19 protein-coding genes, 1 pseudogene and 1 riboswitch are annotated in these 20,194 nt (G+C 38.4%); of the genes and pseudogenes, 8 read left to right on the top strand and 12 right to left on the bottom strand.

Translation table 11 applies throughout. The annotated features are described in order from the left end of the window. Positions 1–41: 41 nt before the first annotated feature. Together MHH51_RS21235 and MHH51_RS21230 are read right to left on the bottom strand one after the other, a co-directional pair. Positions 42–1,289: an ABC transporter permease gene (locus MHH51_RS21235; protein WP_339283469.1), complete on the bottom strand. Its 1,248-nt coding sequence runs from the start codon at positions 1,287–1,289 to the stop codon at positions 42–44. Further along, a pseudogene (locus tag MHH51_RS21230) lies at positions 1,286–1,992 on the bottom strand (ABC transporter ATP-binding protein). Before MHH51_RS21230 ends, MHH51_RS21235 begins: the two are co-directional and overlap by 4 nt. A gap of 230 nt (positions 1,993–2,222) precedes the next feature. Between MHH51_RS21230 and csaA the strand changes: the two are divergent. Beyond that, positions 2,223–2,555 carry a chaperone CsaA gene (csaA, locus tag MHH51_RS21225; RefSeq protein ID WP_147211734.1) on the top strand — a complete coding sequence of 111 codons (333 nt, stop codon included), beginning with the start codon at positions 2,223–2,225 and terminating at the stop codon, positions 2,553–2,555. Between the two features lie 54 nt (positions 2,556–2,609). Here the strand turns inward: csaA and MHH51_RS21220 are convergent, their stop codons facing one another. From MHH51_RS21220 to MHH51_RS21200, 5 genes are all read right to left on the bottom strand, one after another. Then, positions 2,610–3,851: a serpin family protein gene (locus MHH51_RS21220; protein WP_339283467.1), complete on the bottom strand. Its 1,242-nt coding sequence runs from the start codon at positions 3,849–3,851 to the stop codon at positions 2,610–2,612. 136 nt (positions 3,852–3,987) lie between these two features. Then, positions 3,988–4,326 (bottom strand): PTS lactose/cellobiose transporter subunit IIA, encoded by a 339-nt coding sequence (locus tag MHH51_RS21215; RefSeq protein ID WP_147211736.1) that lies wholly within the window; start codon positions 4,324–4,326, stop codon positions 3,988–3,990. Between the two features lie 41 nt (positions 4,327–4,367). Then, positions 4,368–5,672 carry a PTS transporter subunit EIIC gene (locus MHH51_RS21210; RefSeq protein WP_339283464.1) on the bottom strand — a complete coding sequence of 435 codons (1,305 nt, stop codon included), beginning with the start codon at positions 5,670–5,672 and terminating at the stop codon, positions 4,368–4,370. Positions 5,673–5,762: 90 nt separating this feature from the next. Continuing rightward, positions 5,763–6,086 (bottom strand): PTS sugar transporter subunit IIB, encoded by a 324-nt coding sequence (locus MHH51_RS21205; protein WP_156985233.1) that lies wholly within the window; start codon positions 6,084–6,086, stop codon positions 5,763–5,765. A gap of 56 nt (positions 6,087–6,142) precedes the next feature. After that, entirely contained in the window at positions 6,143–6,754 is a 612-nt protein-coding gene (locus MHH51_RS21200) for a hypothetical protein (protein ID WP_147211739.1), read from the bottom strand. Positions 6,755–6,932: 178 nt separating this feature from the next. Between MHH51_RS21200 and MHH51_RS21195 the strand changes: the two genes are divergently transcribed. Further along, positions 6,933–7,661 carry an SIS domain-containing protein gene (locus MHH51_RS21195; RefSeq protein ID WP_147211740.1) on the top strand — a complete coding sequence of 243 codons (729 nt, stop codon included), beginning with the start codon at positions 6,933–6,935 and terminating at the stop codon, positions 7,659–7,661. Positions 7,662–8,240: 579 nt separating this feature from the next. Here MHH51_RS21195 and MHH51_RS21190 read toward each other — a convergent pair. After that, a complete protein-coding gene (locus MHH51_RS21190) occupies positions 8,241–8,822 on the bottom strand; it encodes a TetR/AcrR family transcriptional regulator (RefSeq protein WP_339283461.1) in 582 nt (193 codons plus the stop codon). Between the two features lie 189 nt (positions 8,823–9,011). Between MHH51_RS21190 and MHH51_RS21185 the strand changes: the two genes are divergently transcribed. Next, on the top strand, positions 9,012–10,217 hold the full coding sequence (locus tag MHH51_RS21185; RefSeq protein ID WP_339283459.1) for an MFS transporter: 1,206 nt from the start codon (positions 9,012–9,014) through the stop codon (positions 10,215–10,217). A gap of 53 nt (positions 10,218–10,270) precedes the next feature. Here MHH51_RS21185 and MHH51_RS21180 read toward each other — a convergent pair whose 3' ends face one another. From MHH51_RS21180 to MHH51_RS21170, 3 genes are all read right to left on the bottom strand, one after another. Then, complete coding sequence (locus tag MHH51_RS21180) at positions 10,271–10,933, bottom strand: TerC family protein (protein WP_246145202.1); 663 nt, start codon at positions 10,931–10,933, stop codon at positions 10,271–10,273. A gap of 312 nt (positions 10,934–11,245) precedes the next feature. Next, positions 11,246–11,542, bottom strand: a complete 297-nt coding sequence (locus tag MHH51_RS21175; protein WP_147211743.1) for a DUF2653 family protein — start codon at positions 11,540–11,542, stop codon at positions 11,246–11,248. 345 nt (positions 11,543–11,887) lie between these two features. Then, positions 11,888–12,922 (bottom strand): S66 peptidase family protein, encoded by a 1,035-nt coding sequence (locus tag MHH51_RS21170; protein WP_339283458.1) that lies wholly within the window; start codon positions 12,920–12,922, stop codon positions 11,888–11,890. Between the two features lie 605 nt (positions 12,923–13,527). Further along, a riboswitch (TPP riboswitch) is annotated at positions 13,528–13,637 on the top strand. 84 nt (positions 13,638–13,721) lie between these two features. Here MHH51_RS21170 and MHH51_RS21165 point away from each other — a divergent pair. From MHH51_RS21165 to MHH51_RS21155, 3 genes are all read left to right on the top strand, one after another. Further along, positions 13,722–14,990 (top strand): acetylornithine deacetylase, encoded by a 1,269-nt coding sequence (locus tag MHH51_RS21165; RefSeq protein ID WP_339283456.1) that lies wholly within the window; start codon positions 13,722–13,724, stop codon positions 14,988–14,990. Positions 14,991–15,029: 39 nt separating this feature from the next. After that, positions 15,030–15,698 carry a thiaminase II gene (gene tenA / locus MHH51_RS21160; RefSeq protein ID WP_339283454.1) on the top strand — a complete coding sequence of 223 codons (669 nt, stop codon included), beginning with the start codon at positions 15,030–15,032 and terminating at the stop codon, positions 15,696–15,698. A 170-nt stretch (positions 15,699–15,868) separates the two neighbouring features. Then, positions 15,869–16,456, top strand: coding sequence for a YpjP family protein (locus tag MHH51_RS21155; protein ID WP_147211748.1), 588 nt, complete (start codon positions 15,869–15,871; stop codon positions 16,454–16,456). Positions 16,457–16,524: 68 nt separating this feature from the next. Here MHH51_RS21155 and MHH51_RS21150 read toward each other — a convergent pair whose 3' ends face one another. Next, a complete protein-coding gene (locus tag MHH51_RS21150; RefSeq protein WP_147211749.1) occupies positions 16,525–17,235 on the bottom strand; it encodes an NAD-dependent protein deacylase in 711 nt (236 codons plus the stop codon). 158 nt (positions 17,236–17,393) lie between these two features. On the opposite strand from MHH51_RS21150, the gene htpG reads away from it, so the two are divergent. After that, positions 17,394–19,271 carry a molecular chaperone HtpG gene (gene htpG, locus MHH51_RS21145; RefSeq protein WP_339283452.1) on the top strand — a complete coding sequence of 626 codons (1,878 nt, stop codon included), beginning with the start codon at positions 17,394–17,396 and terminating at the stop codon, positions 19,269–19,271. 160 nt (positions 19,272–19,431) lie between these two features. Beyond that, positions 19,432–20,007, top strand: a complete 576-nt coding sequence (locus MHH51_RS21140; protein WP_339283450.1) for an NUDIX domain-containing protein — start codon at positions 19,432–19,434, stop codon at positions 20,005–20,007. Positions 20,008–20,194: the final 187 nt, after the last annotated feature.

Here is a 20,194-nt window from a genome sequence, read left to right as displayed (position 1 = left end):
ACTTGATCTAAGCTTACTGCAAATCAGAGGAAGCTGCCAAATTATTCGGCTGGCGTTAACTTATTAACAGGAACATAGCGGATATGCCAATATATCATACATAATCCCAGTAATACACTGATAATAGAAAAAATCAGCATTCCTAAGATACCAAATTTCAAATATCCAAACAGGAGCCCGATAACTAGAAGAATAGGCGAGCTCAAACGTAGTACACTTGTTTCCAGAGAACTCCGCAGTAAAGCTTCTTTCCAAGGGAAGAGTTCAATAAAGGAATTGAATCTGAAACCTAGCCAGCCGGTTTTAGTGATATCCACAATGATATAAATGGAAGCAAGCCAAAATAAGTAGCCGGTCCAGTATGGTGCTGATAATATCAGCACAGCAATTAAAAGACCTGTTAGCTGAACAAGCGGCATCAAAACTGGTAAATTACGAAAGAAGGATTTAAAATAGGCATCTGTAAAAATCATTTCACTATTTTGCCTTTGAAACATAACCTGTGATTTTTTCCAAAGCCATATTGGTTTTGTGGAAGGCAGCTTATAACCTTGCTGTTTGATATTTGTAAGCAATAGGTTAGCCCATTTGACTCTAGTCTGTTCATCCATTTCAGCAATTTTTAAAAAATGCATTCCATTATAAGAGAGTGTGTGAGCCAGGGTTATGATAACTATGAAACTAATGATTATCCACAATATCCACAGGAAAGGAGTAGTTATAATAATCTGAGATAAACTTATCCACAACACGAGGGCTGTAAGATAAGATAGCATGCGTAGAATGAATGATGGAATATGTATTTGTGCATATTTTTTCCACAACGTAACAACAATTACTCCCGAGAGATAGTAAATCCAGAGATATCCCGAAGAAAGAAGAGATAAAGAAAATATTTTAAATAGAAAAGGTAAAGCTGGTAGAAACAGCAATGTTGCGATAATTAACAAAGTACTGATGGAGTAGATGATTCCGTATTGGGAAATGCACCGCAGTAAGGGAATATTTCTGCTTAGAAAAAGCTGATCTGCCAGGTATGTGAATAACTTTATATTATGCAGGAAAAAACTTATCGCGAATATAATCATCCAGCCGTACCAGCCAATCAGATTTAAAATAAATGGTATATCACCGAGCCACTCCATATAGAAAAATGCAGCAGTAGCGGCTCCGGGTATCAATAAATAAACAAATAATGTCCAATCCATTACGAGCTTATTCGCTTTCCATAAATTTTGAAAATCAGACCGGAGCCGTTTGAAGAATATGATGCGTGCGGTCTCCTTCATGATACACCCTCCTCCAGTAATTCATAAAAGCAGTCTAATAGAGATGTGCCGGCGGGTTGATTTGTTGCTGTCTGCAGTTCCTGCAGCTTCCCTTGAAAAATAGTGTGTCCCTCGTTTAAAAGAATAAACCGGTCGCATAGTTTTCTGCGGAATCAAGTACATGCGTAGACATTAACAGAGCCGCTCCACGTTCTTTTTCTTGTTGCAGCAGGGTGATCAGATGTTTTGTTGCTATTGGATCTAAGCCGATAAATGGTTCATCAATAATGTAAATATCCGCTTCTGTCATAAAGCTGAGACAAATCAATGTTTTTTGCCGCATTCCTTTAGAAAAATGAATAGGCAGCTCATGCTCCTTGCCGGTAAGGGAGAATTTTTTTAAAAGATCCTTTGCCCGTGACTCCCAAATATCCTTTGTCATTTCATAAGAGGTTGCTGCAAGACGTAGATGCTCCCAGAGTGTAAGCCGATCATAAAGAATGGGTTCTTCGGGGATATATGCCAGCTTTTTTTCTTTTTCTAATTCAATGCTTCCGTGAAAATACTCAATGGTACCGATAATAGATTTGATAGTGGTACTTTTTCCTGCACCGTTTGCCCCGATAAGACCGACAATTTCACCGGGATTGATGGTGAAATTAATATCTTCCAAGTAAAGCTTTTTTTGCTGATAGCCTGCAGAATCTATATGTACTTGCAGCATAGAATCCCTCCATGAGTTATAGGATATATTTGCATTTATGTATATTAGATATACGATAATCAGGCGGAAAAGTTTCGTTATAATAAGATACAAAGACCTTAAAAGCTACTTTCATTTACCGCAGCAATTGTATTAACTTGACTTTATTTGATTGCTTTCAGGTATGCTTCCCCATTAAGATAGATATAATATAAACAATTTGAAAATTGCTGCATAAGGAGGTTTATGGAATGGCAACGTTTGAGGATTTTTTAAAGATTGATTTACGTGTAGGTACTGTATTACACGCAGAACCGCTCGAAAAGGCACGTGTCCCTGCGATTAAATTACGGATTGATTTTGGAGAAGAGATTGGTGAAAAACAATCCTCGGCACAAATTACCAAACGCTATACACCTGAGGGTTTGATAGGGCGCCAGATTGTTGCAGTCGTTAATTTTCCGCCGCGCAGAATTGCCGGATTTAAATCAGAGGTACTTGTCGTTGGTGGAGTAGAGGGAGAGGGGGATGTAGTTTTACTTGGTCCAGATGAACAAGTGGCGAATGGCACGAAAATTTCGTGAATAAAAAATGTCCATTCACATGAATTAAAAATTATTCAGCGAATGGACATTTTTCTATTCACTTTCATTCACAGGCTGCTCCATACTTCCCATAAATAAAATAATATTCTCTTCTGTATTAGTAATTGTGAATAGAAACGGACGATTGATATCCATCTGGAAGGTATCCTGTATAATCGCAGCAGTTTCTTCTATAGAAACAGAGGTAGCTCCTGCTGCTTCCGTACCTTCTTCGTTAACGTCTATAAATGTTTTATGATAAATTTCGTCGATATAAGCCCCTTTATCTTCTATTGACGTAAACATATTAGAAAAATTAGCGTAATTTGGGTCGAAGGCCTGCTCCATACCGAGATCAATAAAAAGATCATTTAATATGGATTCATATTCCAGTGTGAAGGAGGGAAGAAATACGGTTCCTGTTTGTTTCTCCATATCATCTGTCCATTCCTGCCATTTTTCTAAAGAAAAGTCTTCCTGGAAATCTGTAAAGCTGCTATCCCCATTAGGCAGGAAAATTTGCATTTGTATTGTTTCTTCCTCCTCATAAGGCAGAGAAACAACCTGAACATCATCGTTTTCTGAGTAATTTAATTCTTCCTCATACAATACCATCGTAGGTGTTTCAATAGAAGAGCCATCTGCTAAATGAAATTCCTGTTCCTCTGTTAAGCTTTCATCAAAAGGATATGTCCAATCACCTTGAAAGTAAACAGCATTGAGCAAGAATAAAATTAAATTAGGTGAAATCTCATCTATCATATTATCTATCCGGTCATTTGTCTGTTCAGCAACCCAATCATTAATGGCATCTTCTGTTGTCAGGGGCTCTACTTGTGCAAGATAAGATGTTTCCAGCATTTCCTGGTAAGCAGATTCAATCTCCATATCTTCCCTGAACCAGACGGCATTTGCGAGATACAGCTCCAGTTCCTGATTATCCCCTGCCTGATTCATTAACAAATCGTGGTTTGCAGAAAGTAAGGCATCAGAATCAATATTCTCTATCCCAAGTACTTCAGCCATTTCTTCTTTTGTCTCTCCTCCGGCACCGTGATATGTCATATTTAATGCAGTCCAAATACTTATAGGAGAAATAAATAAATTGCCATCCTCATTTTTGTCTAATCCGGAGAGTGTTTCAAAACCAAGCTGGTTCAATCCTGACTGGACAGTTTCTTTGGATGCATTGTCCGGCTGTTCTATATCGTCAGCTGGGTTTTCTTGCTCCGAATTAGAGGTATTGCAAGCGCTTAAAAAAATGACTGTAAAAAAACAAAGAAATTTTTTCATCATTTTAACAGCATCTCCTCATTTAATTTTGTTAAACATATCATACATGAAGGAGAGGAACAAGCTAATATGGAAGGAAACTAAATTGAATAAAAGAAAACCATATTAAGCCCCAGGCTTAATATGGTTGCTATTGCCGTTATGAAGAAAGCTTTTGCTCGAAAATCTCTAATAGTTCCGAAACCAATTCATAAGAGTAAGAAGCTTGAGAATAATGGTCTTCCGCATGAATAACCAGAAAGGGCAAATTTTCCTCCGAATTTTCCGACAGCCTGGAAAGAAGTTTCAGATGTACGCTTGATGCTTGTACGATTAGATCATTTGCTTCTTTTAACAGCTTGCGTGCTTCTTCATACTCGTCCACTTTTACCTTTTTTAAAGCGACTAGTGTATCACTTTTAGCCTGCCCGGCAAGTGCAATAATCTCAAAAGCACTTGCTTCTAGAGAAGGGGTTTCGTTTTGTTGATTCTCTTCCATGGACTGTGTCCTCCAATCATTATTTAAGAGTGTGAAGCAATTTAGAAATCAAATGCATCATCTTCCTCTATTTCTTTCTCATTTTGTTCTTTTATCAATTGAGCTTTTTCCATTGCCTTGAAGAAAGGATAATAGATAAGTCCCATCACAATAATATTTACAAATGGCAGGATGACAGCTTTCCAATCAAGCGTCATAATAAATGCCCCGACACCAGGCGGTAAGAATCCAGGCGGCTCTACAATTGGATAACCAATCAAACCAGAGCTGAAGAGAAGGTAGGAAATTCCGCCAATAATTGGTGGAGCAAAGATAAATGGGACAAATAAAAATGGATTCAGTACAATCGGTGTTCCGAAAATTACTGGCTCATTAATACCGAATAAAGATGGAATAAAAGCAACCTTTCCAATTGGACGCAATGTATCTGATTTACTTCGCATCATTAAGAATACAAGCCCCAGGGTAATTCCCGATCCTGTTACCGATAATATACTGTAGTAAAAGCCCATTGTAAAGATATGCGCAGCCTCACCGCCGGCAGCAATGTTGTTTGCATTCGTTGCCATATAGGTAGTAGCGATTGGCAGCCAGACACTGGAAGTGATGGCAGCACCATGTAAACCAAAGAACCAGAGCAGCTGCGTTAAGAAAAGAATCAGCATTACAGCAAAAATATTGTCAATACTCTGAATTGCGGGAGCGAGAACGCCCATAATAACCTGCGGAAATGCCTTGCCGGCAAATTCGAAGGAAAGAATAGAGATTACTGTAAATACGACAATGTTAATAACCATGGGAATTAAATTGTTAAAGCTCTTAGCAACAATGCTTGGAACATCTTTTGGCAGACGAATAACAAGTGATTTGCTATTTAGAAAGCGTGTGATTTCTACAATTCCTAAACTGACAATAATACTGACAAACAGTCCTTGTGCATCAAGGTTTGCCGTTCCCAAACCTCCATCTAGTACTTCTGCACCGACAATAAATTGACAGATAACAGCTGTTATTCCAATCTCAATGGAGTTCATCTTATATTTTCTTGCCAGCGATTCCGCGATAAAGAATGCAGAGTATAGCGAAATGATTCCCATTGTGAAATTAAATGGCAGCATAAATTTATCGAGATGATTACCGATAAAAGCTGCGATACTGTTTCCTTCCGGGAGAATATTCATTAAAGCAATCGATAATAAACAAAAAGAGCCGATAATAATGATTGGTACGATACTCATCATGCCTTCTTTAACTGCTTGAATATGCACCTGGTTTTCTATTTTTTTGGCAACAGGTAATAAGTATTTCTGTAATGATTGTTGAAATCTTGATTCTGTCTCGGCCAACGCCATTCAACTCCTCTATGAAGCGTTTTATTTTGAAATAAGATACTGCAAGAGAAGTGCCTCTTTTGCAGTATCTGCTATTAAGATTATCTAGCTTTTGTACAGCTTAATTGCTAATTTAATAATTGCCGGAGCATCTATACGCCCGTAATCGACTAAATCAATCGTGCCCACCTTTACTTGATGATGCTCACACACTTCATGAATGGAGTCTTCTCTGGAACGAATTTGCGGAGCGATAAGCACCACATCGATATCTTTGGCTTCAAGGGTTGGTCCCAATTGGTTTACAGAGGTTGCTTCCACGTTCATTTCTTTATGCTTTAGCTTTTCATGCTCCGCGATAAACGCCTGCATTTTTTGAACTAAATAGCCAGTGGATGCACCTGCTTCACAAATTAAAAGAATATTCATTAATAATCTCTCCTTTAGTTAGAATCACAGCATGCTTTATCTAGCTTTATTATGCTTTAGTACTGCCAAGAGTTGTTTTTAAATGTGGACTCTACAGCCTCTTCCGGGTTATATTTCTTGAGAATTGCTTCATAACGTTCTTTGTAATCATTATCTACTTCTTTTTGAGGGATAACTTTGCTTGCTTCATTTAAGAAGTGGAAAGAATCACGTCCCATTTCTTTTCCTCTTGTTGTATGTTTATCAAGAGCGATATCTGGAATTTCTGGAAGATATCCCATTGCAAAGCTTTTAGCAACAATATTTTTTAATAAGTCGCTGGAGCGGTCTTTTTCACACGCACATAAATAACGAATGGCATGGAAGAAGAATAATGGACGATCGCCATCTGCGTAAACAAATTTTCGACTCATATCATGTAAGTTATTAACTAAGACAGCTGCTTGGGGGTTTCCCATGCCAATGTCTTCTACAGAGATTGCAATTAATCGTCTCCATAGCTTGTCCTCCGCCTGTGGAGAAGTGATATAGAGCTCATACGCAAATGCACATGCATCTTCTTCTTTTCCTCTGCGGATACTTTTTTGTAAACTCGATATTATTTCCTCGGAAATAAACCCGTTTCTAGTATAGGTTCTTGCCCATGGATCTTCTGTGAAATTCTGCATTTTATTTCCTCCTCTTAAAGTTCTGCTTTCAGGGTACTTGTCTCATAAATATGTTCCTTATTAAAGCTGTGCCTATTGCAGCACAATAAATCTAAATGCTTGTAAGAAGCAGCATTGTAAGCCTGGAATTGTTAATGTACAATAAAAATTGTAATCGGCTTAAATAGGAGACTAAACAATGAATATAGAGCATCTTTACGACAAGCATCAATTAGATCATTTAGAAAAGAAATTATTAACTTATCTGGTCAATTATCCAGAGCCATTAAGTAAGCTTGGTATTCGCAAAGCAGCGCAAGATAATAATACCTCCATATCGACCATTATTCGTTTAGCTAAAAAGCTGCATTTTGAAGGATATACAGATATGGTGTACCATATAATATTTTCGAAAAATCAAAAAACAGAAACAATGAAAGGTGATTTGTTTACAATATCGACGGAAATGGTCCAGCAATACAGCAGAGCTTTCCGGAAATTGTTTCAAAAATATCAATCCAAAAAAGTAGTTGTTTTCGGCCTGGGTTACGCACAGCTTATCGCCAATTATATGAATGAGAAATTATTGATAAATGGCTGGAACAGTATTTCAAATACACATCTCCAGCTTTTCTCAGAAGCATATCAAGGAGAAGTACTGCTGATATTTATATCTCAATCAGGCGAAACACCGAGAGCGCTGGATATAATAAAGAATGCCAGTCAAAATGGGATAGACATCATTTCATTTATTGGAAATGCAAACTCGTCTGCAGTACCGTGTTCCACACTTCCAATTATAATTAATGAGTACAACCAGTTGAGAGATCTTCAATATATGCCGAATACCTTCTTTGGAGAGACAATTTTGATATTTGAATATCTGTTTAGTGATTTTTTAGAAAACTCGAAACAGCGCAACGAATAATACGGTTTTATCGTAGCATAGGTGAAAGGGATTGAGTATAAGCAGAAGGAAACTTAAAACATGTTCTAAGTTTGAAAAAAGTTTTAGAGATTTATTTGCCAGGATAGTCTTGAAATTCCGTTAAAATCTAAAATGTATCAGTTTTAAGGGGAGTATTGGTAAAAATTAAAAAGCTAGAAAAAAGTCAACTGCTTCGAGATGCTGTTGACTTTTTTCTAGCTGCAGAGGAAATTATAGAATTATTGTCTTGTGGATAACTATTTATAGAAAAACAGCCGCGTCCAGCTCCGAGCGCCAAACTTTAGAGATTTCACGTCACGCCCTACGATAAAGAAGACTTAGTGATTGTCAAGCCGTCAGGCGTAGACAGAGGTAAAGTTGGGACTGGGACTGCGATTACTCGCCCCAACGAAGTGCTTTTGCGATTACTCGTCCCATCAAAACCGCCGCACTTATGCCCGCGGGTGAAAGTCAACATCGGTTTAAAGTAAAGGAAGTTCGACCAAGGTCGAACCACCCCCAAAGACCGGGGGCGCAATCTCTACGTTTTTAAGCAGGCGCTCTGCGCTTTTGTTCCTTTTAAGCTTTAACGCCTCTCCAAAATACTTTCCACATAAATTCGCCATGGCGTTCAATAATATCTATATTGTAATAACTGGTTTCATAGGACAGCCCATCTAATAAGCCGTAAAAAGCATGTGCAGCTTCTTCCGGAGAAATTTCATCAGTAATGTCTCCAGCCTCTTGCGCCTTTTCTATTTTTTCTTTAAATACAGCTCTTGCCTGCTCCTCACTATTACGCAGCAACCCTAAAATGCTGTTCTCAAATCCTTTTGGAGGATAAGAAGAGAAACGATTATAAAATTCAATGCTGCTGTCATGATTTGCCAGATCCTTTACATGTGCTTGAAAGGAGAGATGGAATTTTTCTGCTGTTGTTTGCCCATCATTTTCAAAGGTTGACTTTACAAAGTGCACATAGTCGGCAGCAATCTTTGTCGTCACATCCATAAATAATTCTTCTTTACTGCTGTAGTGTGCATAGAGCGAGGATTTCTGCAGTCCGACCCGGTCAGCAATCTTTGTCATGGAAGTACCGTTATAACCGAGCGTTGCAAACAGCTCCATTCCTTCCATTAGAATTTTTTCTTTTGTGTGCATGGTGTGATTCTCCTTTGACAAAATAGTTATACTAGGGTAGAATTTTCTTAGAAACGAACGGTCGGTAGGTTCCGTTGATTCATATTATAGAGTATGCTTAGCGGCATGTCATCTAAAAAGATAAATATAAAGCTTTCGGTTACCAGTATAGCTTTATTTCGCCAGTAAAAAAGTCGGAGGAAAGATAATATGGAAGGACAAGCGTTATTTAAAAATCGTACATTTGTGCTGTTGTTCGTTGCTGGCATCTTTGGCGTAGTCAGCTTCAGTATGTTCTTGACGACAACAACATGGTTTGTTATCAGCGAGAGCGGATCTGCAAGTTCTTTAGGGCTTGTATTAATTGCTGCGACGGTTCCGAGAATTGCGATGATGATTTTCGGCGGAGTGGTGGCAGACCGTTATAAGAAGACCACGATTATGTTTTTAGCAAATTTTGTGCAAGCAGTTCTTCTGCTTATTTTATATATCCTCATTAAAAATGATGGATTATCTCTTAGCCTGCTTCTAGTGATTGCAGCCGGTTTTGGGATGCTGGATGCTTTCTTCGGTCCAGCAAGTTCCTCGATGATTCCTAAAATTGTTGAGAAAAGCCAGCTTCAGCGTGCCAATGCCTTATTCCAGGGAGTGGACCAGGTTTCCTTTGTAGCAGGTCCAATTATTGCAGGAATACTGATGGAATCTGTTGGAGTCAGCGGAAGTTATTTTGTGGCAATGATTTTAGCGCTGCTTTCTGCGGTAATTATTTATCCGCGTTTTATTAATGAAGGCCCTGTTGCACTGCAGGAAAAACAAAAACCGATAAAGGAAATCAAAGAAGGTCTGGCATATATTCGTAATTCACGCTTTTTGCTGACAGGCTTAGCGGTTTTAATTACACTGAACTTCTTTGTATTCGGAACCCTGCATATTGCGATTCCCTTCTTAGTGGAGAGCTATGGAGGAACACCGCTTAATCTAAGCTACATGGAAGCCAGTCTGGGTATAGGTCTGGTTGCCGGGACAGGGGTACTCAGTACCGTGCTGATAAAAAGGAAAGGCAGAACTTCCCTGTTCGGCTTATTGGGGGCGTTAATATCGTACGTTATTTTTGCACTTGTCCCTAATTTAACAATGCTTACGGTTGTTGTATTCTTTATTGGATTTTCTATGTCGTTTGTATTTATTCCGTTCTTTACAGCTGCTCAGAAGCAGACAGAAGACTATATTATGGGAAGAGTCATGAGTATTATTTTTCTGGCTATGAATGGATTCGATCCAATTTCATATGCTCTTGTTTCTGGATTGTCAGCTGCTGATATTTCTATTCAAGTTATCCTGCTAAGCTTTGCGGCGATAGGCTTGATTATTACAACAGTGCTATTTAGAAAAGCAAAAACCTATCAAAGTTTGTAAAACTGCAGCTAAAAAAACCTCTTATGCGATGTTTTGTCACATAAGAGGTTTTTTTATACGGTCATTTCTAATTGATTTCTGCGCCACTTACCAATAAATAGAATGGAAATAGTAAGGATATTGAGGAAGATAAGCTGTCCATATTTCATTGAAGCGAAAAGCTGCTGTACAAATGCCTCTTCTAACAGCATCTTTCCAGCTGTCCAAGCAAGTAAGCCTGCACCGATATAAATAATAATTGGGAAGCGCTGGATTAATTTTAGAATGAGTTCACTGGCTGTTAAAATAATCGGGATACTTAAAATGATTCCGGCAATTACCAGCAGCAAATCGCTGTCTGCAATGGCAGCGATGGCCAGTACATTATCCAGACTCATGATGACATCTGCAAAAATAATAATTGTTATCGCCTCACGCAAAGAATTCCCGCTCTTCATCTGACTTTGATCCTGCTTATCAACCAGTAATTTATATGCTACATACAATAGGAGAAATCCGCCAATTAGTTGAATAAAAGGCAGCTGTAGCAAGTAAATCATGATAAAAACAAAGAGGATACGAAGCGCAATCGCTCCAAAAGTTCCCCAGCGGATAGCGCGTGTTTGAAGATGTTCCGGAAGATTTCGGCTCGCCATCGCAATGACAATAGCATTATCCCCGCTTAATAAAATATTGATAAGGAGAATTTGTCCGACTGTCTGTATAAACTCCAACATATCTCTCCTTTCCTGTCTGCTCGATATTTTAGTATATGAGCTTGTACGAGGAATCAGAACAGGAGAGAAAAAAATAAAGAACGGCAAATGAAAACCCTTTTATTTTTTTATCCAAAGGAAATAAAAGGGTTGTTAACTGTTTTATATGTACGTACATGCCAGGAGGCCTTCCTGCTCTTTTTTGTCAAAAGAAAACTTGTTAAGAAAAAATTAAAATAAATGCTATATTCAATTGAATAGAGGCTGTTGGCCTTGAATCATTTGAAAATATGTAAATAAGCTTAAAAAATATTATCAAGTTTTTATGAGAAACTAGCTATCACTGCGAAGGCGCGCGTAAATGCCGTTTCGTCTGTTTAAATCCAGCTTTAAGCCTGCATATGGATCAGCATGAAGATTCTCTTTGATCCATTTTCTTAATGCAGTAATAATTTGCTTGGTCATCCATTCCTGTTTTCCGGACGGCGTTATGATTTCTGCTGAAAAACCAGTGTAATCATCATAAAACAACTCTACCTGGACGTCATCTGCATTCATATTCTGTTCTTCAGCAATGTACATACATATAGCAAGCACAATATCCTCTTCAGGAATAATAAGTTTTTGCATACCTCAAATTCCTCCTGCATATGGTTGGAAGGCTTATTTAATATCCGCCTTTAGCGATGGTGCCCATTCTATTCTATCTTACTACAAATTCCCTATTTGCATGAAGCAGGAAGTAGTTATAGGGCATAATCTTTCTCTTGACTCTTCTAATCAGGATAATTTTATTGTTAACCTTTATGGGAAAAAGAGCAATGGAGAGAGCGCGAAGCCTCAGAAGAGCTTAGTCATTACTTCGTTTAACTAACATTTCTAAACAGGAAGTATATCAATAGTATATCACTGTCTTATTTGATTTAATAATGAGAGAGGTGTAAATCTATTCTAACTAAAGAAAAGCAGCTGTCCTTAATCCGTAACAGCTGCTTCTATAATCGAAAAGGATGCTTGATGGCAATCAACTTGTGCTAATCTTCCATATGGGATAGGTGTTTTTGGTTCAGTATGTCCAAAAGAAACACCATAAAGAACAGGAAGGTCAACCAGCCCGTTTTCTGCTAGAACAGATAAGATAATTTCCTTATATGCTTCATAATGTACCTCCCCATAAGGTTTTGCAAAAATCATTCCATTTGCCTGGTGGAGTATTCCTTGAGCTGCATAGTTTCTAAGCCATCTTTTTATTAACTCGGGCTCTGTCTGCTCCTCGGATGTTTCAAAGAAGAGAATGCTATTCTTCCATGCTCCCTGCTGTGGCCAGATTTCTGTTCCTTTGGCAAATTCAAGTACTTCGATACAGCCTCCGATAAGGTTTCCTTTTGCGATACCGCTTCCCTGCAGGAGTTCATAACCCCGATCAGGATATCTTGTTCTTGCAATGGATTTATTGGAAATATCCCATTCCAGGAATTCACTTGTCCATTTCTCCGGTGCAGAGATATTGCCGACTGCTTCCACTTTAAAAAGCATGTTTTGAATGGCATTCACTGTGTAATCATCCATTGCAACATTTTCTGCAAAGTCTGTCATAATTGCCGGACCGTAGAAGGAAGATAATCCTGCATGGAAGCAGAATAAATGGACAATCGTCGTGTCAGAGAAACCCATAAAAATCTTTGGGTTTTTACGGATAATATCAAAATCAATATAAGGAAGCAGGCGGATACTATCATCTCCGCCAATATTAGAAATAATCCCTTTGATTTCAGGATCCTGAAAAGCGGTCATTAAATCCTCAGCCCGTGCCTCGGGGTGTTCAGCTATGTAAGCTTGTCCTTTTAAGCTGTTGGGCATTGGCACAACTTCAAGTCCAAAGACGGATTCTAAGCGTTCCACGCCCTGTTCATAGCGCCAACGCAGTGATGGTTCACCAGCTCCTCCCCAGGAAAGGCTGACAGTTGCTACTTTATCACCAGGCGATAATTTTTTTGACTGAATAAGCATAAATGAGGCTCCTTTCTGTGAATGGTATATACTATGTATTCGTTACTTATTTGAGAAATCCTTTTTCTGTTTTTTATAATAAGATCCAGTTTTCTTCTTTCTTCGCATTAATATGGCTGCATATATTAATAAAGCGGTAACGATGATAACACAGCTGTAAATAATAAAACTAGATCCTATAAAATCACTGAATTTGGTTCCTGATATGTACGCTTTATAAGGCTGGCCTTCAGGATAACGGATATTTATTAAATCATGATTTTGAGGAAAAATACGAGAGGATACTTGTTTGGAAATAAAAGTTTCTTCTTCTATATCTTCCGCGTAAAAGGATAAATGCAAATAGTATGAATTTGTGCTATGGAGGCCGGCATTATAATCACGCTCTTTATTGAAAATAAAAGCCTCGGTTTCTATTTTATTGCCACTATAGGATTGAACAACACTTATAACAGCTTTTCCCATAAAAACATATGACATTAAAAATAAGAGAGAAAAGATTCCCAATAGCAAAAAGACAAACAGGTACAGAATAATCTTTGATAAAATCCTGCTTTACGCCTGTAAACCCTTATGGTAATCTAAAGCTGACAAGTAAATACGCAATGATCCACTAGGGGTGCTTATAAAGCTGAGAGAGGCATGTATATACTGCCTTAACCCTTACCAACCTGATCTAGTTTGTACTAGCGGAGGGAAGTGGGCGGGATATGCCTATAGGCAAATGAAATAAAACTTTCTGCCATCTTCCTTCCTGGGGAGATGGCTTTTTTGCGTGCTTTAAAGGAGGTTTATTTTAATGGATAAAATAGTTCAGGATGTATGGAACCGGGAGAAAGAGCTGGTAGAGCTACTCAGCGATTTGATTCGCTTCAGGACACCGGCGCCGCCTGCAAGAAATACAGCGGATATCCAGGCTTATATTGCAAAGTATTTGAAGAAAATGGGTTTTGAAACAGAACAATGGGATGTTTATCCGGGAGATCCAAATGTCGTCGGCCGTCTACAAGGAACTTCTTCTGATGCATATAATAGTTTGATTCTTAATGCACATGTCGATGTCGCTTCTATTGAAGAGGATGAAAAATGGAAGCATGCGCCATTTCAACCGACAGTAGAAGACCGTACATTATACGGACGTGGCGCAGCGGATATGAAAGGTGGACTGGCAGCTTGTTTATTTGCTATGAGAATTTTGCATGACCATCAGATTGAGCTGGGAGGAGATGTCATTCTTCAATCAGTCATTGGTGAAGAAGTTGGCGAAGCAGGAACGAAGCAATGTGGTGAGCGTGGTTATACAGCAGATTATGCCATTGTTGCAGACACTAGTCATTGTGAAATTCATGGACAGGGCGGTGTTATTACGGGCTGGGTTATAGTGAAAAGCCCAACCACGCATCATGATGGTACACGTAGACAACTTATTCATGCAGGAGGCGGAATGAAGGGAGCGAGTGCGATTGAAAAGATGAACAAGCTGATTACTGCCCTGCAGGAGCTGGAGCGCCATTGGGCAGTGACTAAATCTTATCCAGGTTTCCCATCGGGCACGAATACGATTAACCCTGCAGTTATTGAGGGAGGTAGACATGCCGCATTTATCGCAGATGAATGCCGCCTGTGGATTACCGTTCACTATTATCCGGATGAGACAGCTGAACAGGTCGCAGAAGAAATTGAGCTGCATTTACGAAAAACAGCGGAAGCAGACGTCTGGATGAGAGACAATCCGCCGGAATTTGAGTGGGGGGGCGAATCGATGATTGTTGACCGGGGTGAAATTTTCCCATCATTCTCAGTAGATGAGGAGCATGCAGCCTTTGCTCTTTTACAGGAGAGTCATCAGGAAGCATTCGGTGAGAAAGCTTCCAGTCGTATGTCTGAAACAGTAACAGATGGGGGATGGCTTGCAGCCTATGGTATTCCTACTGTCTGCTATGGCCCAGGAGAATTAAAGCACGCTCATGCAGTCGATGAACAGATAGATATAGATGAGCTATTAGACTATACAGCGTCATTACTGCGGTTTATTTTGAAATGGTGTAATACAAAAAAACAGAAATAGCGTTGTTCATAAAAAATATATAAAAGGAGCTTTTATAACATGAAATTTTCAGAGCGTATTCGCAAGAAAGCAGACCCGGTTTGGGAGAAAAGTCATCAGCATCCATTTGTACAAGGGATTGGTAATGGAACACTCGATATAGAGGCATTTAAATTTTATATGTGTCAGGATTACAAGTATTTGATAGAGTACTCCAAAGTAATTGCGTTGGGAACGGTGCTTGCAAAAGATTTAGATACGATGTCCGGGTTTGCTAAATCATTGGACGAAACGTTAAATTTTGAAATGGATCTTCATCGTCAGTATGCTGAACATCTTGGTATTTCAAGGGATGAACTGGAATCTACTGTTCCAGGTCCTGTAACTCTTGCTTACAGCAGTAACATGCTTGCAGAAGCGCAGAAGGGCTCTTTAGCAGCTTTGATTGCAGCAATTCTGCCGTGTGCCTGGAGTTATCACGAAATTGGTCTGGAGCTGGCGAAGAAGCCGGGTGCGCTGGAGCATGAGCAGTACGGAGAATGGGTGAAAATGTACAGCTCGGATGAATTTGGTTCCATCGGTAAGTGGCTGATTGAAAAATTGGATGAACTTGCTGAAGGCTGTACGAAAACAGAACTGAATGATTTAGAAGCTATTTTTCTGAATACCAGCCGCTATGAATATATGTTTTGGGATATGGCGTATAAGCGTGAAGGCTGGCCGGTTTAATGGCAAAGAGATTACCTATAAGATATAAGCCATTTGTGAAATAGTGTATAAATAGGATGTTTGGTATAACAATATTGTCTATAAAATTGAAAAAAGTAGAATGGTTGGATAGACAATGAATAGATTCATGGTAAAATAAAGAAAACGGATACGGAAGATGGGTGAAGCAGATGAAGCTCTGGTGGAGAAGAATAGCAGTCGTATTTATAACTATCTTAACGTTGGGGATATATACACCGACTAACCTTTTAGAAATTGATGCAGATAAACGGAGCGACAGTAATTTATCTTCTTCATCTGATATAGAAACAACATCTGTTATTGAGGAAACCACCCAATCATATATTGTAGGGAATCCAAAGGAAGTTTATCTGGAACATCTGCATAAAGAGGCAAAAGAATTGAGTCTGGAAAAGTTTGGACCAAGAATCACTGATAAAGTAGAGAACGAATTTGCCGCAGTTATTTTGCCGCAAATGGAAACATTACTTGCAGATCTTGTTGAACATTCTGAGGAATATAAAGATATCGCTATTACGGAAAAGCCGTCAGAAGGCTATGGAGAACGAATCTTTAATGTTTCTAATAACAACACAAATGAAACATTGGTAAAGTTTCATGTCCGTCGTGAAAACCGGCCATTAGAAGGACATTATTTTAATTTTCATTATCATTTAAATAAAGACAGGTTCCAAAAGCATTATCACATCGGGGATATCTATTGGGATAAAAATACACCGCCAAAATGGATGGCATAAGAACAAAATTATGTTTTTATATTAAGAAAGGCAAGGAGGCGACGAGCGCTTCCTTGCCTTTTGTTTTTTTATAATAATTTATTCGTTTCCTCTAAATAAGCTCCAATCTTCCGGTCAAATACAACTAAATCTGCATAATTATCTAATGGTGTTTTCTCCTGATTCACAATGACGAGCTTTGCACCATTTTGTTTTGCGATTTCCGGAAATTGATTGGCAGGCGTTACGGATAGGGAGGATCCCAGTACAATAAATAAATCAGCCTGCTTTGCAAGTTCAAAAGCAGCAGAGAAGGCATCCTCTGGGAGCATTTCTCCAAATAACACAATAGAAGGTCTGAGTATTCCACCACAGGAACAGTAGTAATCTTCATCTACATAAGCAGAGCTGTCATAAACTTTTCCGCAGCTTTGGCAATGAAGCTTCTGCAGCGTTCCATGAAGCTCATGAACATGTTTGCTGCCTGCATCCTGATGGAAGCCGTCTACATTCTGAGTAATGATGGCCTGAATAAGTCCATTCTTCTCCCAATCGGCTAGAATTTGATGGCCTTTATGCGGACCGAATTCCTTTACACCAAGAACACGTTCCCGATAAAATTCGGTAAAATCTTCTACGTGATGATTTAAAGCATCTACGCTTGCGATTTTACTCGGGTCTTTTTTTCTCCAAATTCCTCGGTTTGTTGAACGAAAATCAGGCAGTCCACTTTCTGTAGACATTCCTGCACCAGTGAAAATAACGGTATGATTGGAATCTTTTAACCATTCATGAAGCATCGAGACCCCTCCTCTTCTATATGTTTTCTATTATACATGTTGTTGGAGCTATATGCGACTAATATTGACAGGTAAAATAGAATATGGTATTACATGTAATAGAGGTTTAGCACTCTGCGTGCAAGAGTGCTAAAAAAAGAAAAAGGAGAGGGAATGTCATGGCAAAGCGGAAATTTAAAGCAGAATCACAGAAGTTATTAGATATGGTAATTAATTCAATCTATTCACAGCGGGAGGTTTTTCTGCGTGAATTAATTTCAAATGCAAGTGATGCGATTGATAAAATTTATTATAAAGCATTAACAGACGATTCTTTAACTTTTGATCAGAGCAGCTACTACATTAAACTGATTCCAAATAAAGATAAGCGTACACTGACAGTCATTGATACGGGGATTGGAATGACAAAGGAAGAGCTGGAAAATAACCTTGGGGTGATTGCTAAAAGCGGCTCACACACCTTTAAATCTGAAAATGAAATTAAAGATGGTCATGATATTATCGGCCAATTTGGTGTTGGCTTTTACGCTGCATTTATGGTGGCAGATAAAGTAACTGTACTTACGAAATCAATTGATAGTGAAGAAGGGTATAAATGGGTTTCACAGGGATCAGACGGCTACACAATTACACCAATTGAACGTGAAGAAGTTGGAACAGAGATTATTCTTGAAATAAAAGAAAATGAAGACGAAGAAAATTATGATGAATTTTTAGATGAATTCAAGTTAAAACAAATCGTAAAGAAATACTCTGACTTTATCCGTTATCCAATTAAAATGGATGTTACTGAAAGTAAGTTAAAAGAAGGTACAGAAGATGAGTATGAAGATGTCATTGAAGAACAGACGCTCAATACAATGGTTCCAATCTGGAAGAAAAATAAGAGCGAACTGACAGATGAGGACTATCAGAACTTCTATCAGGAAAAACATTACGGATTTGATCAGCCATTACGTCATATCCATATTAATGTGGATGGTACCGTCCGTTATAATGCTATTTTGTTTATACCAGAACAGGCACCTTTTAATTACTACTCCAGAGAATATGAAAAAGGTCTGGAGCTGTATTCTAATGGTGTGTTGATTATGGAAAAATGTGCAGATTTACTGCCTGATTACTTCAGCTTTGTGAAAGGGATGGTTGATTCAGAAGACTTGTCCTTAAATATTTCCAGGGAAATGCTTCAGCATGACCGTCAGCTGAAAATCATTGCGAAAAATATTCATAAGAAAATAAAACAACAGCTGCTCAGCCTGCTGCGCGATGACAGAGAGAAATATGAAACATTCTTTAAAGCATTTGGCCAGCAAATTAAATTTGGTGTGTACAGTGATTTTGGCCAGCATAAGGAAGAACTGCAGGATCTGCTTCTGTTCTACTCTTCGAAGGAAAAGAAGCTGGTAACCTTAGAGGAATATGTATCACGCATGCCGGAGGACCAAAAATATATTTATTATGCTTCAGGGGACTCCAATGAGCGTATTGAAAAACTCCCACAGACTGAAATTGTTGCCGATAAAGGCTATGAAATCCTTTATTTCACAGATGAGATTGATGAATTCGCAATTAAAATGCTGATGAAATATCAGGAGAAAGAATTCCGTTCTGTTTCCAGCGGAGACCTGGGTATTGAAGAGGATAATAAAGAGGAAGAGAAGGAAGAAACGGAAAGCCATAATGAGCTGTTCAAAGCAATGAAAGAGGTTCTCGGAGATAAAGTGAAGGATGTACGAGCCTCCAAACGTCTGAAATCACATCCGGTTGTCCTTTCTGCAGATGGAGAGATTTCCTTGGAGATGGAGAAAATTATAAACGCTATGCCGGATGACCAGCAGATTAAAGCAGACAAAGTACTTGAAATTAATGTAGATCATAGTATTTTTAAAGCACTCGAAGCAGCACAGGGAAATGATCAGGATAAATTAGAATTATATACAAATCTACTTTATAACCAGGCGCTGTTAATTGAAGGGCTGCCGATTGAAGATCCGGTGGCATTTACGAATGATATGAGTAAGATTATGGTTTGATTCCATTTAGAAAACATCGTATAGAGGGAGACCTTTTATACGGTGTTTTTTACTTTATTCATCAGCATTTCTGAATCTCTGCAGGAACGATATGTTTATTTTGTGAATTCAGAATGTTAAAATGATATCAATATAATTTTTTATATGGCAAGAGGATTTTATGAGGGTAAGCGTAATTGCAAATGAAATTAACAAACAGGTAGAAAATTATTTATCTCTTTATCCTGAAGAGCAGGAAAGGTTAGCACCACTTATTCATCAGCTTAACGAAAATAAAACAGATATTTTTTCGAGAAAATCACTCCCGGGACACATCACTGCAAGTGCAATTATAATAAAAGAATCCAATCCTGATTATATGTTAATGATGCTTCATCAAAACTTGAAAAAATGGCTGCAGCCAGGCGGTCATGTAGACCCAGATGAAAGACCGGTTGAATCAGCTGTCAGAGAGCTGAAAGAAGAAACAGGAATGGATGGGGAAGTGGATGCAGCAGTTTCTCTTATCCCTTTAGATATTGATATTCATACGATTCCTGCCAATCCAAAAAAAGGGGAAGGGACTCATCAGCATTACGATTTCAGGTATATCGTGAAAGTAAACACGGAAGTTATATTGGAGAACATAGAGAATAATAAAGTTGCCTGGGTACATATAAAGGATATAGATAACAACGGGTTAAAAATATTGATAGAAAAATTGAGGCAACGCAAAGAAGTAAAAATAGGGGAGTGAACTTAAAATAGGCAATAAAAAAGAATGAGTTGATTATTCCCTTTCAAGCCGTTAAATTTATTAAAAAATTAAAAGAAGCTTTTAAAGAAATTCAGCTAAATCCCTTTGGAGTTGTTGAAAAAAAGAGATTTAGCTAATATTTTTGGTTACGACATATATTATTAACGTAAAAATTATGAGATCGCTT

Origin of the sequence: Oceanobacillus sp. FSL K6-3682, assembly GCF_037976165.1 — a bacterium.
Classification (GTDB): Bacteria; Bacillota; Bacilli; order Bacillales; family Amphibacillaceae; genus Oceanobacillus; species Oceanobacillus sojae.
Note: the sequence above shows the minus strand (reverse complement) of the source record. Positions and strands in the feature narration are given on the sequence as shown.

Excerpts from the sequence above, each read along its gene's own strand:
- MHH51_RS21165 (WP_339283456.1), top strand. The coding sequence starts at position 13,722 with ATGGATAAAATAGTTCAGGATGTATGGAACCGGGAGAAAGAGCTGGTA.
- MHH51_RS21195 (WP_147211740.1), top strand. The coding sequence starts at position 6,933 with ATGAATATAGAGCATCTTTACGACAAGCATCAATTAGATCATTTAGAA.
- MHH51_RS21215 (WP_147211736.1), bottom strand. The coding sequence starts at position 4,326 with ATGGAAGAGAATCAACAAAACGAAACCCCTTCTCTAGAAGCAAGTGCT.
- htpG (WP_339283452.1), top strand. The coding sequence starts at position 17,394 with ATGGCAAAGCGGAAATTTAAAGCAGAATCACAGAAGTTATTAGATATG.
- MHH51_RS21185 (WP_339283459.1), top strand. The coding sequence starts at position 9,012 with ATGGAAGGACAAGCGTTATTTAAAAATCGTACATTTGTGCTGTTGTTC.
- MHH51_RS21220 (WP_339283467.1), bottom strand. The coding sequence starts at position 3,851 with ATGATGAAAAAATTTCTTTGTTTTTTTACAGTCATTTTTTTAAGCGCT.
- MHH51_RS21180 (WP_246145202.1), bottom strand. The coding sequence starts at position 10,933 with ATGTTGGAGTTTATACAGACAGTCGGACAAATTCTCCTTATCAATATT.
- csaA (WP_147211734.1), top strand. The coding sequence starts at position 2,223 with ATGGCAACGTTTGAGGATTTTTTAAAGATTGATTTACGTGTAGGTACT.
- MHH51_RS21170 (WP_339283458.1), bottom strand. The coding sequence starts at position 12,922 with ATGCTTATTCAGTCAAAAAAATTATCGCCTGGTGATAAAGTAGCAACT.
- MHH51_RS21200 (WP_147211739.1), bottom strand. The coding sequence starts at position 6,754 with ATGCAGAATTTCACAGAAGATCCATGGGCAAGAACCTATACTAGAAAC.
- MHH51_RS21155 (WP_147211748.1), top strand. The coding sequence starts at position 15,869 with ATGAAGCTCTGGTGGAGAAGAATAGCAGTCGTATTTATAACTATCTTA.
- tenA (WP_339283454.1), top strand. The coding sequence starts at position 15,030 with ATGAAATTTTCAGAGCGTATTCGCAAGAAAGCAGACCCGGTTTGGGAG.
- MHH51_RS21205 (WP_156985233.1), bottom strand. The coding sequence starts at position 6,086 with ATGAATATTCTTTTAATTTGTGAAGCAGGTGCATCCACTGGCTATTTA.
- MHH51_RS21235 (WP_339283469.1), bottom strand. The coding sequence starts at position 1,289 with ATGAAGGAGACCGCACGCATCATATTCTTCAAACGGCTCCGGTCTGAT.
- MHH51_RS21140 (WP_339283450.1), top strand. The coding sequence starts at position 19,432 with ATGAGGGTAAGCGTAATTGCAAATGAAATTAACAAACAGGTAGAAAAT.
- MHH51_RS21190 (WP_339283461.1), bottom strand. The coding sequence starts at position 8,822 with ATGCACACAAAAGAAAAAATTCTAATGGAAGGAATGGAGCTGTTTGCA.
- MHH51_RS21175 (WP_147211743.1), bottom strand. The coding sequence starts at position 11,542 with ATGCAAAAACTTATTATTCCTGAAGAGGATATTGTGCTTGCTATATGT.
- MHH51_RS21150 (WP_147211749.1), bottom strand. The coding sequence starts at position 17,235 with ATGCTTCATGAATGGTTAAAAGATTCCAATCATACCGTTATTTTCACT.